Here is an 11,954-nt window from a genome sequence, read left to right as displayed (position 1 = left end):
CTGGGTGAACCCCTGGTCAAGGGTGCGGGGAGTTTGCGCCGGCGTGCGCGGTTCCTCGCGCCCCCTACGGTGCTTCGGTCTCGGCCGGGGCTTCCTCGGTGTCGTCCTCGAAGTAGGCGTCCAGGACCTCGTCCAGTTGGGCTTCCCATTCGGCGAAGCGGGCCCTGGCCGTGGCCTCGATTTCTATCGGGTACCAGCGGCGGTCGGGGGTGTGGACCGTGACCGTGAACCGCTTGCCGAAGCGGGGGGTCTCCGTCTCGACCGCGCCGATCTCGTCCCAGCGGAACTCGCACCGCTCCTCGTCGAGGCTGAGGCGGACGCCCCGGGCGTCGGCGACGATCTTCGCCCGGCGGTCGGACGCCTCGAAGACGGGACCCTCGGGGGTCTCCTCCTCGTCCCCGGCCTCGGACTCCTCGGCCGGTTCCTTGACCAAGGACGCCTTGTCGGCGGGCTGTTCGGCTCCGTCCTCGGCCTCGGTGTCGGTCTCGACCGCGTCCTCGTCCGGCTGGGCGGACGCGGGCGCGGTGAGCCCGGGGATGAATGCCGGGTCGAATCCGGCGCCCTCCAGGGGCTGGCTGCTCGAACCTATGCGCTGCTCCACAGCGGGCAGTATGGTCGAAGATCCTGTGCCGGGCACAGCCAGCCCCCCACTTCGTTATCAGACGCCTACACGAACAGGCTCAGCACGGCCGCCATCGCGAAGCCCGCGACCGACAGGACGCTCTCCAGGACCGTCCAAGTCCTGAGCGTGTCCCGTTCGCTGATGCCGAAGTACTTGGCGACCATCCAGAAGCCGCCGTCGTTGACGTGCGAGGCGAAGATGGAGCCCGCCGAGATGGCCATGATGACGAGTGCCACGAACGCCTGGGAGTGGTCCCCCTCCGCGAGCAGGGGCGCCACGATCCCCGCCGTCGTGACGATCGCGACCGTCGCCGAGCCCTGGGCGACCCGCAGCACCAGGGAGATCAGGTACGCCAGCACGATCACCGGCAGGCCGACGTCGTTGAAGGTGTCGGAGAGTGCCTGGGCGACCCCGCTCGCCTTGAGGACGGCGCCGAAGATCCCGCCCGCGCCGACGACCAGCAGGATGTTGCCGACCGGCTTGAGGGAGGCCGTCGAGACCGTCTCCAGGGACCTGCGCGACCAGCCGCGGCGGATGCCCAGCAGGTAGTAGGCGAGCAGCAGGGCGATGGTCAGGGCCACGAAGGGGTGGCCGAAGAACTCGATCACCGAGCGGCCGGTGGAGGGGTCGAGGGCGATCGAGGAGAAGGTGGCCGCGAGGATCAGGATCAGCGGCGTACCGATGATGCCGAGGACCGTAGCGAGCGGCACCGGCTTCTCCCGCGGCTCGACCCCCGAGGCGCGCTGCTCGTCGATGACGGCCTGCTTGGCCTCGGCGGCGGCTTCCACCATGTCCTGCGGTACGGCCACGAAGACGCGCCGGCCGACCCAGGCCGCGTACGCCCAGGCGGCCAGGACCGCCGGGATGCCGCAGACGACGCCCATGAGGATGACCCAGCCGAGCTGGACGTGCAGGAGGCCGGCGGCGGCCACCGGGCCCGGGTGCGGCGGCAGGAAGGCGTGGGTCATCGACAGGCCGGCGAGCAGCGGCAGGCAGTAGAGCAGGATCGACTTGCCGGAGCGCTTCGCGGCCGCGTAGACGATCGGGGCGAGGACGAAGATGCCGACGTCGAAGAAGACCGGGATGCCGAAGATGAGGCCGGTGAGGCCCATGGCGAGCGGGGCGCGCTTCTCGCCGAAGAGGTTCAGGAGCCGGGACGCCAACACCTCGGCGCCGCCGCTGACTTCGAGGATCGCGCCGAGCATGGTGCCGAGACCGATGATGATCGCGACGTGGCCGAGGATGCCGCCCATGCCGGTCTCGATGGTGGAGACGGCGTCCGAGCGCTGGACCGTGCCGAAGAGTTCGGTGACGGACAGGCCGGCCAGCAGGCCGACGGTTATGGAGACGGCGAGCAGCGCGACGAACGGCTGGAGTCTCACCTTGATGATCAGGAAGAGGAGGAGGGCTATGCCGATGGCGGCGACGGTCAGCAGTCCGGCCGTACCGTCGAGGAGCAGGAGCAGACCTCCGGTGTGGGGTGGGGTTTCGGCGGGGGTGGAGGCCGCGAGCGCAAGGGGCATTCGGGGGGTCCTCTGCGTGGGTGCATGGAGCTTTCGGGCAGGGGGGATCGCGGCACGGCGCTCCGGGAAGCGCCGTGCCGTGTACGGCGTGCGGGGGGTTCGGGGTGGTCCGGGAGCGTCAGCTCACCGGGCGGTCAGCCGAGGACGGCGAGTGCGTCGATCTCGATGAGGAGGCCGGCGGGCAGGCCGACGTAGACCGTCGTACGGGCCGCGGGCGGCGCGGTGAGCGCCTGCTCCTCGAAGTAGGTGTTGTAGAGGTCGTTCATCTCGGCGAAGTGGTCCACGTCGGTCAGGTAGACGCGGATCATCATCACGTCGTCCCAGCTCGCGCCGCCTTCCTCCAGGATCGCCCGGACGTTGGCGAGGGTCTGGAGGGTCTGCTCGCGCAGGGTGGGGCCGGCGGGCGTCGGCGGCTTGCCCTCCTCGGCCGGCAGGAAGCCGACCTGACCGGCGACTTGGAGGATGTTGCCCTTCCGCACGCCGTGCGAGAACTTCGCGGGCGGGGTGGTGTGGGTGCTGGGGGTGAGGGCGGTCTTCTCGGTCATTCGGTGTCCCTGTCTGGGGTGTTCCGGTCCGTGCTGTTCCGGTCCGGGGCCGGTACGGGCGTTCTGCCGGAGTACTCGGCGCTGACGGCGTCGGCGGTCCGGCGCACCAGCGGGAGCAGGGTGAGGAGTTCGTCGGCGGTGACGACGACGTTGGGGGCGGAGACCGACATCGCGGCGGTGACCCGGCCGTCGGCTCCGCGGATCGGCGCCGCGACGCAGTTGATGGACTCCTCGTGGCCGCCCAGGTCGGTGGCCCAGCCCTGTTCGCGCACCTTGTCCAACTCCCGTAGGAAAGCGAGCGCGTTGGGTGTCGAGCGGGCCGTGTACAACGGGTACTCCAGGTGCTCCGCGCGGACCCGGCGCTCGCCCTCGGGCAGGTCCGCGAGGAGCAGTTTCGCGACGGCCGCGACGGTGATGGCCACCGGCTTCCCGATCCGCGAGTACATGCGCACGGGATAGCGGCTCTCGACCTTGTCGATGTAGAGCACCTCGTCGTCCTCCAGGACGGCGAGGTGCACGGTGTGGCCGCAGCTCTCGTTGAGGCGTACGAGGTGGGGGTGCGCGATCTCGCGGATGTCGAGGTTCTCCATCGCCTCCTGGGCGAGCGCGATGAGGCGGGCGCCGAGACGGTAGCGCTGGTCGGACTGGCGGTAGACCAGGCCGTGCTCGTGGAGGGTGCGCAGCAGCCGCAGGGCCGTGGACTTGTGGACGCCGAGGCGGTCGGCGACCTGCCCGAGGTCGGCGGGGCCCTCGGCGAGCAGCGGCAGGATGCTGAGCGCGCGGTCGACGGTCTGGCTCATGGCGTGCGTACCTCCTGGTCGGCCCGGCCCGTCGGCTGTGTCCAGCCGGGACCGAGTCGAAGTCTCCCCCACGCGGTGTCGTCCAGGGCGACCAGCCGGTCGGCGTGGTCGCGGGCGGGGGGCGCGGCGAGGTCGCCGGGGGCGGTGAGGGCGGCGGCGGCCGCGAGGTGGCCGTGCCGGAGGCGGTCGCGGACGGGCAGTCCGCGCAGGGTGGCGGAGAGGAACCCGGCCGCGAAGGCGTCCCCGGCGCCGACGGCTGCGACGACGTCGACGCGGAGGGCGGGGACGAAGGTGGCGGTGCCGTCGGCATCCTCCGCGCGCTCGGCATCCTCCGCGCGCTCGACGCCCCCCGCGCGCTCGACGCCCCCCGTGCGTTCGGCGTCCTTGGCGAACGCGACGGCTCCGCCGCTGCCCTGTTTGACCACGAGAACGTCCGGTTCGGGCAGCGCGTCGGTGATGGCGCGGGCGCCGTGCAGGCCCCAGGCGGTCCGCGCCTCGTCGGCCCCGACGAACACGACGTCGGCCCGCCGGGCCAGTTCGAGCAGGACGCGGGCGTCGTCGGGGTCCGGCCACAGCCCCGGACGGAAGTTGACGTCGAAGGAGACGAGCGGCCGGTCCGGTCCGGGCTCCGTCAGCTCCCACATGAGGCCGGCGCACTCCCCGGACAGCGCCGCGGTGATCCCCGACAGGTGCAGCACCCGTCCGGCCCGTACCGCCGCCAGGTCGACGTTGCCGGCCGTCATGGCGGAGGCCGCCGAACCGGCGCGGTAGTAGGCCACCTCGTGGGCGTCGGTGGCCCGGTCCCCCGCCGTACGGAAGTAGACGCCGGTCGGGCGGGAGGGGTCGCGGGGTACGGAGGTGACGTCGACGCCGTAGGACCCGATCGTCTCGATCAGGTGGTCGCCGAAGCCGTCGGCGCCGACCCTGCTCACCCAGCGCGCCGAGTGTCCCGCCGCGGCCAGCACGCAGGCCACGTTGGACTCGGCGCCGCCGATGGCACGGTCGAAGGAGGGGACGTCGGCGAGGCGGCCCGGGCGGGAGGGCAGGAAGGTGACCATGGACTCGCCGAGCGCGACGACGTCCACGACGTCGGGGGCGCTGCGGGGTCCGGTGGCGGTCACGGTCGTCGGGGCTCCTCGGTTCGGTGCGCGTGCGGGTGGCGGCGGTTTCGTTGACCCCGTGCTGGCCGAGATGTTAGACAGCGGTAAGCGATACACGCAACGGACGTTGCAGAGAACGCAACGCGCCAGATCAGGAGGCTTCATGGCCCGCGACACCGGCGTCACCGGCACCGAATCCCTCCGGCCCGCCGAAGCCCCCGACGCCCCCGACACCCCCGGCACCCCCGACGCCCTGGCCGCTCTCGCCGGCGAACGCGTGGACCACCGCTTCAAGGGACTCCCGCCGGACGCCCACGGTCTGACGGTCGGCGAGCTGGCCGCCCAGCGGCGCGACCTGTTCACCGGCGGCTTCACCACCCCCGTCCTCACGCTGTCCGCCGAGCGCCTGGAGCACAACCTGGCGCTGATGGAGACGTACGCGGCCCGGCACCGCCTCGCCTTCGCGCCGCACGGCAAGACCTCCATGGCCCCGCGGCTGTTCCACCGCCAGATCGAGCGTGGTGCCTGGGGCATCACGCTCGCGGTGCCCCACCAGGTGTGGGTGGCGCGGGCGTTCGGGGTACGGCGGGTGTTCCTCGCCAACGAACTGGTGGACCCGGCGGCCCTGCGCCGGATCTCCGCCGACCTCGACGCCGACCCCGGCTTCCGGTTCGTCTGCTACGTCGACTCCGTGCGCGGGGTGCAGCTGATGGACGCGGCGCTGCGCGGGGCCGCGCGCCCGCTGGACGTCGTGATCGAGCTGGCCGCGGGAGAGGGCGCCCGCACCGGGGTCCGCGGCGAGGCGGAGTGCGCGGCCGTCGCGGACGCGGTCGCCGCCACGCGCACCCTGCGCCTGGCCGGCGTGGCGGGCTACGAGGGCGAGGTCCCGCGGGCCGACCCGGAGCGCGTGCACGCCTGGCTCCGGCAACTCGTCGCGCTGGCCGTCGCGTTCGACCGGGCGGGGCGCTTCGCGGGCCTGGAGGAGATCGTGGTGAGCGCGGGCGGCAGCGCCTGGTTCGACGCGGTGGCGGACGTGTTCGCCGAGATCCCCGAACTGTCCCTGCCGGTGCTGAAGTTGCTGCGCTCGGGCGCCTACGTCTCGCACGACGACGGCCACTACCGCAAGCTCACCCCGTTCACCCGGGTCCCCGAGGAGGGCGCGCTGGAGCCGGCGTTCCGTCTCTGGGCGCAGGTGGTGTCCCGGCCGTCCGCCGAGCAGGCGTTCGTGAACGCGGGCAAGCGGGACGCGGCGTACGACCTCGACCTGCCCTTCGCGCAGGTGGTCCGCCGGGACGGCGTCGAGCGCCCGGCCACCGGCATCTCGGTGACCGGCCTGTCGGACCAGCACGCCTGGCTGCGCACGGAACCCGGGGCGGACCTGGAGGTCGGCGACTGGCTCGGCATGGGTCTGTCCCACCCGTGCACGTCCTTCGACAAGTGGCAGCTGATCCCGGTGGCCGAGGCGGACGGCACGGTGGTCGACTACATCCGCACGTTCTTCTAGGAGGCCGGACGTGGAAGAGCTCGTCATCCGGGACGCGGACGTCGTGGACGGCACCGGAGCGCCGTCGTACCGCGCCGACGTGGTCGTCGACGGCGGCCGGATCACCGGCATCGTCCAGGAGGCCGCCGCGGCGGGCTGCCAGCGCCCCCGGGCCCGCCGGGAGCTGGACGCGGAGGGACTCGTCCTGTCCCCCGGCTTCATCGACATGCACGCCCACAGCGATCTGGCCCTGCTGCGCGACCCCGACCACAGCGCGAAGGCGGCGCAGGGCGTCACGCTGGAGGTCCTCGGCCAGGACGGGCTGTCGTACGCGCCGGTCGACGACCGTACGCTCGCCGAGGTGCGCCGGGCGATCACCGGCTGGAACGGGTACGGCGACGACATCGACTTCGACTGGCGTTCGGTCGGCGAGTACCTGGACCGGCTGGACCGCGGGGTCGACGGACAGGGCATCGCGGTGAACGCGGCCTACCTCGTCCCGCAGGGCACGGTCCGCGCGCTCGCCGTCGGCTGGGAGGACCGCCGGGCGACCCCCGAGGAGCTGGACCGGATGCGGCAGTTGGTCGCGGAGGGCCTGGAGCAGGGCGCGGTGGGCCTGTCCTCGGGGCTGACGTACACGCCCGGCATGTACGCCGAGGACGCCGAACTCACCGAACTGTGCCGGGTGGTGGCGCGGTACGGCGGCTACTACTGTCCCCACCACCGCTCCTACGGCGCCGGCGCGCTGGAGGCGTACGAGGAGATGGTGGACCTGGCCCGGGCGGCCGGCTGCCCGCTGCACCTCGCCCACGCCACCATGAACTTCGGCGTGAACAGGGACCGGGCCCCCGAGCTGCTGTCGCTGCTGGACCGGGCACTGGCGGCCGGCGCCGACATCACCCTCGACACCTACCCCTACACCCCCGGCTGCACCACGCTTGTGGCGCTGCTGCCGAGCTGGGCGAGCGAGGGCGGCCCGCGGGAGATCCTGCGGCGGCTGACGGACGAGGAGAGCGCCGGGCGCCTGCGGCACGACCTGGAGGTGGTGGGCGCCGACGGCTGCCACGGCGTGCCCGTCGACTGGGGCACCGTCGAGGTCTCCGGGGTGAGCGACCCCGCCCTCGGCGCGTTCGTCGGCCGCACGGTGCTGGAGTCGGCCCGGCTGCGGGGTGAAACCCCCTGGGAGACCGCCCGCCACCTGCTGGTCGCGGACCGGCTCGGCCCGACAATCCTCCAGCACGTGGGCCACGAGGAGAACGTGCGGGCGATCATGCGGCACCCCGTCCACACCGGCGGCTCCGACGGCATCCTCCAGGGCGCCAAGCCGCACCCGCGCGCGTACGGGACCTTCCCGCGCTACCTCGGCCACTACGTGCGGGAGCTGGGCCTGCTGTCCCTGGAGGAGTGCGTCGCCCACCTCACCTCACGCCCGGCGGCCCGGCTGCGCCTGCCGGACCGGGGCACGATCCGCGAGGGCCACCGCGCGGACCTCGTCCTGTTCGACCCGCGGACGGTGGCGGCGGGCTCCACCTTCGAACGGCCGCGCACGCCGCCGACGGGCATCCCGTACGTCCTGGTCGACGGCCGGTTCACGATCGAGGACGGGCGGCGCACGGACGTACTGGCGGGGCGGGCGGTCCGCCGGACACCCGTGTGACCGCCCGGGTCCTCCGCGCCGCCCACCCCCTCGGAGCTACGGCTTGGGCAGGACGCAGCCGCTCGCGTTCAGGTTGAGCACGTTGGCGGTCGTGAAGCAGGCCGGGATCTGGTAGGTCTCCTCGGCGTAGTTGATGCCCTGGCGGACGGTGACCTTGCCGTTGGCGTCGACCTCGCAGGGGTTGTTCTCGGTGCAGGTCTCGCCGTCCTCGTTGCCGGTGTTGTTGACGGCGACGACCTTGCCGGTGGCGTTGTCGATGACCGGCGAGCCGGAGGTGCCGCCGATGGTCTGGCAGGCGGAGGTGTAGCGGAGGGAGTCCTTCCAGGTCCAGTCGCCCTCCTTGAGGCGGTACGCGAACCCGTCGACGTTGCAGCTGTAGAGCCGCTTCCAGTAGCCGGAGGCGACCGTGATGGCGGTGCCGGCCGTCGGGTGCGTGTCCTGCACGGTGAGCGCGCTGATGCCGTACGTGCTTCTGATCGCCGCGTAGGTGGTGTTGAGCTGGTAGATCGTCACGTCCGTGTCGGTCATCGTCGAGTAGACGACCTTGTTGGCGCGCAGGGTGCCGACCCGGGTGGCGGCGGAGTTCAGCAGGCCGAAGGTGCGGGTGGAGGACTGGCCGACGATCACCTCGCCGGGGTCGGGGAAGCCGGTCTCCAGGCAGTGGCCGTTGCTGAGGACGAGTGCCGGGGCGGTGTCCGCGGAGTTGGGGAAGCGGATCACGGAGCCCGAGCAGTTGCTGAGCGAGACGGTGCCGGCGAAGTTGACGGCCTGGAGCGTCGGCGACGCCTTCCCGGCGGGTGCAGCCTTGCCAGCGGGTGCGGCCTTCCCGGTGAGCGCGGCCTGCCCGGCAGGTGCGGCCTGCCCGGTGGCGGCGACCGCGGGTGCCATGCCCGCCCCTGTGATCACCAGGGCCGCGAGCGCGGCAAGGAGAGGCTTCTTCATGTGGGGGTCCCCTCTGACGACAGGGACGACCGGAGATCTTCCGGCCGTCTTGTCATGTGCATCGCTTGTCATGCGCATTGTGATCGCCAGGGGTTGGGCGGGCAAGGAGCTGTTTCCGGCCGCGCGCGGGCCCGTACGCGTACGCCGTGAGGGCCCGCGGGGAAATCCGCTCAAAACGACGCGTCTCACGTGGTGGAAAACACGGCCCACGGGGCGTTACCGGGCCGTAAGCTCCCAGACATGCAGGTGATCCAGTCGACCAAGCTCGCCAACGTCTGTTACGAGATCCGGGGCCCGGTGCTCGAGGAGGCGATGCGGCTGGAGGCTGCCGGGCATCGGATCCTCAAGCTGAACACCGGCAACCCGGCGGCGTTCGGCTTCGAGTGCCCGCCCGAGATCCTGGAGGACATCCTCCGCAACGTGTCGTCGGCGCACGGCTACGGCGACGCGAAGGGCCTGCTGGCGGCGCGCCGGGCCGTGGTCATGCACAACCAGACCCTCGGCATCGAGACGGACGTCGAGCACGTGTTCATCGGCAACGGCGTCTCCGAGCTGATCGTCATGGCGATGCAGGGCCTGCTGGACGACGGCGACGAGGTCCTCGTACCGGCGCCCGACTACCCGCTGTGGACCGCCGCCGTGTCCCTGTCCGGCGGCACGGCCGTCCACTACCGCTGCGACGAGCAGTCCGACTGGATGCCCGACCTCGCCGACGTCGAGCGGAAGGTCACCGACCGCACCAAGGCGATCGTCATCATCAACCCGAACAACCCGACGGGCGCGGTGTACGACGAGGCGATGCTCCGGGGACTGACCGACATCGCGCGCCGGCACAACCTGCTGGTCTGCTCGGACGAGATCTACGACAAGATCCTCTACGACGACGCCACGCACACCCCGACCGCGAAGGTCGCCCCGGACCTGCTGACCCTCACCTTCAACGGCATGTCGAAGGCGTACCGGGTGGCCGGCTACCGGGTGGGCTGGATGGCGATCTCCGGGCCGCGCGCGCACGCCGACTCCTACATCGAGGGCCTGACGATCCTGGCGAACATGCGCCTGTGCGCGAACATGCCCGGACAGCACGGAGTGGTCGCCGCCCTGAGCGGCCGGCAGACCATCCAGGACCTGGTGCTGCCGGGCGGGCGGCTGCGCGAGCAGCGGGACGTGGCGCACGAGCTGCTGACCCAGATCCCCGGGGTGACCTGCGTGAAGCCGAAGGGGGCGCTGTACCTCTTCCCGCGCCTGGACCCGCAGGTCTTCAAGGTCAGGGACGACCGCCGGATGGTCCTGGACCTGCTGCGCCAGGAGAAGATCATGGTCGTCCAGGGCACCGGCTTCAACTGGCCGGAACCCGACCACTTCCGGGTGGTGACCCTGCCGACGGTCGGGGACCTGCGGGACGCGGTCACCCGGATCGGGACCTTCCTGGACGGCTACAGCCAGCCCTGACTCTTCAGCGCACGACTCAACTTTAGACGAAATCCAAGCTAGGATGGTTTCCTGACAGCACAGGAGGCCATCCCATGTACGAGCCGATCCGCACCAAGTCGGTCCACAGCACGATGGCCGGCACCACGTCCGACTTCCCGCACCGCACCCGCGAGGAGGAGCTGGACATCCAGCTCGCCGGCCATCTCGCGGCCCTGCTCGCCGTCACGGACGAGCTGCGCGCCCTTGCCCCCTCCGACGGCCTGGACGCCGCCGCGGAGCGGCTCGCCACCCAGGTCACACGGTTGCGCAGGGGACGCACCCCGGCCCGCGCCTCGATGAGCGCCGCTGCCGCGCCGCCCCGCCTGGCGGCCCTGAACCGGCGGGCGCACACGCTCGCGGGCCGCGCGCTGGTCGTCGCCGCCTCCCGCGCCGACACGGCGGCCGCGATCCTGGCCGCCGAACGGATGGACGCGCACACCGCGGCCCTCGAACCCCGCGAGGTCGCGACCCACTGAGCCGCCGACGGCTCCCCCCGACGGCCCCGGTCCGCGTGCACCCGCAGCGACGCGCGGACCGGGCGCCACGAAAACCCGGCGCCACGGCACCGACACCCACGGCGCCGACACCCACGCCGCGCCCCCACCGCCGTGCCCTGTCCGGCCGTATGGGGAATCCCGTGTTCCCGTTGCATTCCGGGGCGCCCCCTTCACCCCCCGTTCACCCGACCCACCCGGGAACGTGGGGTTCCGCGAGCACGCTCCCGGTGTGAGACGAATCGCAGGAATCGTCCTCGCGGTACTGCTGGTCGGTGGCGTGGTGGCCGCCGTCGTCGCAGGCCGCGGCAACGAGGACAAGAGCACGGCAACGAAGACCGTGCACATGGTGATCGGATCGGAGAAGGCGGAGTTCTTCGCCGATCCCGACGTGGTGAAGGCCCTCGCCGCCAAGGGCTACACCGTCAAGGCCGAGACCTCCGGCTCCTGGGCCATGGAGGGACTGGACCTCAAGGGCTACGACCTCGCCTTCCCCTCCAGTCAGGCGCCGGCCGCCGAACTCGCCGCGCGGTACGGGGTCCGGGGCACCCTGCCCCGCCCCTTCTACTCGCCCCTCGTGGTGGTCGCCCGGCGCGGCGCCGCCGAGGTGCTCGCCGGCAACGGCCTGGCCACGCTCGACGCGGCCCACCGCGGCACGCTGAGGATGTCCGCCTACCTCGACGCGGCCCGCCGCGACCGGACCTGGCAGCAGCTCAAGGGCGCCGGGAAGTACGGGGAGTTGACCGGCACGCTGTACATCTCCAGCACCGACCCGGAGACCTCCAACTCCGGCGCCCTGTATCTCGCCGCCGCCTCCTACGTCGCGGGCGGCGGCCGGGTGGCCGCCGGTGACGCCGACGTCGACCGCGCCACACCCCTGATGCGCAAGCTGGTCAGCGTCCAGGGCGCCCAGCAGTCCAGCACGGACGCCGCCTTCCGGGACTTCGTCAGCGGCGCCGGCAACCCGCTCGTCCTCGTCTACGAGTCGCAGGTCACCACCCTGCTGCGCGAGCAGGCCAGCCCCGGCGACCTGGTGGTCCTCTACCCGGACACCACCGTCAACAGCGACCACACCGTGGTGCCGCTCACCGAGAACGGCCGCGCGCTGGGCGAACTCCTCGGCAGTGACCCGACGTTGCGCAAGCTGGTGGTCCGGCACGGCTTCCGGCCGCAGGACGACGTCGCCGAGTTCGCCGCGGCCAACGCGGGCCGCACCGGCTATCTCAAGCAGGAACTGACCGGCGTCCGCCAGGCGCCCGTGCCCACCTCGAAGGTGCTGCGCGAGCTGGCGCGACGGGCGCGCGGATAAAGGGGG

Annotated in this window: 11 protein-coding genes; 5 read left to right on the top strand and 6 right to left on the bottom strand. The window is 72.2% G+C overall.

The annotated features are described in order from the left end of the window. Positions 1–64 precede the first annotated feature (64 nt). From AC07AZ_RS18030 to AC07AZ_RS18010, 5 genes are all read right to left on the bottom strand, one after another. Positions 65–601: a hypothetical protein gene (locus tag AC07AZ_RS18030; protein ID WP_478848758.1), complete on the bottom strand. Its 537-nt coding sequence runs from the start codon at positions 599–601 to the stop codon at positions 65–67. Positions 602–666: 65 nt separating this feature from the next. After that, positions 667–2,145 carry a GntP family permease gene (locus tag AC07AZ_RS18025; protein WP_478848756.1) on the bottom strand — a complete coding sequence of 493 codons (1,479 nt, stop codon included), beginning with the start codon at positions 2,143–2,145 and terminating at the stop codon, positions 667–669. 134 nt (positions 2,146–2,279) lie between these two features. After that, a complete protein-coding gene (locus tag AC07AZ_RS18020) occupies positions 2,280–2,690 on the bottom strand; it encodes a RidA family protein (RefSeq protein WP_478848754.1) in 411 nt (136 codons plus the stop codon). Continuing rightward, positions 2,687–3,490 carry an IclR family transcriptional regulator gene (locus tag AC07AZ_RS18015; protein ID WP_478848753.1) on the bottom strand — a complete coding sequence of 268 codons (804 nt, stop codon included), beginning with the start codon at positions 3,488–3,490 and terminating at the stop codon, positions 2,687–2,689. The genes AC07AZ_RS18020 and AC07AZ_RS18015 overlap by 4 nt, the downstream gene beginning before the upstream one ends. After that, on the bottom strand, positions 3,487–4,611 hold the full coding sequence (locus AC07AZ_RS18010) for a sugar kinase (RefSeq protein ID WP_478848751.1): 1,125 nt from the start codon (positions 4,609–4,611) through the stop codon (positions 3,487–3,489). The genes AC07AZ_RS18015 and AC07AZ_RS18010 overlap by 4 nt, the downstream gene beginning before the upstream one ends. Positions 4,612–4,753: 142 nt before the next feature. Between AC07AZ_RS18010 and AC07AZ_RS18005 the strand changes: the two genes are divergently transcribed. Together AC07AZ_RS18005 and AC07AZ_RS18000 are read left to right on the top strand one after the other, a co-directional pair. After that, a complete protein-coding gene (locus tag AC07AZ_RS18005; RefSeq protein WP_478848749.1) occupies positions 4,754–6,094 on the top strand; it encodes an amino acid deaminase in 1,341 nt (446 codons plus the stop codon). Between the two features lie 10 nt (positions 6,095–6,104). After that, on the top strand, positions 6,105–7,730 hold the full coding sequence (locus AC07AZ_RS18000; RefSeq protein WP_478848747.1) for an N-acyl-D-amino-acid deacylase family protein: 1,626 nt from the start codon (positions 6,105–6,107) through the stop codon (positions 7,728–7,730). A gap of 36 nt (positions 7,731–7,766) precedes the next feature. Here the strand turns inward: AC07AZ_RS18000 and AC07AZ_RS17995 are convergent, their stop codons facing one another. Next, positions 7,767–8,672 (bottom strand): trypsin-like serine peptidase, encoded by a 906-nt coding sequence (locus tag AC07AZ_RS17995; RefSeq protein WP_478848745.1) that lies wholly within the window; start codon positions 8,670–8,672, stop codon positions 7,767–7,769. Between the two features lie 240 nt (positions 8,673–8,912). Here AC07AZ_RS17995 and AC07AZ_RS17990 point away from each other — a divergent pair, with 240 nt between their 5' ends. From AC07AZ_RS17990 to AC07AZ_RS17980, 3 genes are all read left to right on the top strand, one after another. Then, positions 8,913–10,124 (top strand): pyridoxal phosphate-dependent aminotransferase, encoded by a 1,212-nt coding sequence (locus AC07AZ_RS17990; protein ID WP_478848743.1) that lies wholly within the window; start codon positions 8,913–8,915, stop codon positions 10,122–10,124. 74 nt (positions 10,125–10,198) lie between these two features. Beyond that, entirely contained in the window at positions 10,199–10,621 is a 423-nt protein-coding gene (locus tag AC07AZ_RS17985) for an SCO4983 family protein (protein ID WP_478848741.1), read from the top strand. Positions 10,622–10,871: 250 nt separating this feature from the next. Then, positions 10,872–11,948 (top strand): hypothetical protein, encoded by a 1,077-nt coding sequence (locus AC07AZ_RS17980; RefSeq protein ID WP_478848739.1) that lies wholly within the window; start codon positions 10,872–10,874, stop codon positions 11,946–11,948. Positions 11,949–11,954: the final 6 nt, after the last annotated feature.

It is taken from the genome of Streptomyces sp. NPDC043878 (assembly GCF_056435735.1).
This window is presented reverse-complemented; position numbering and strand designations above follow the sequence as displayed.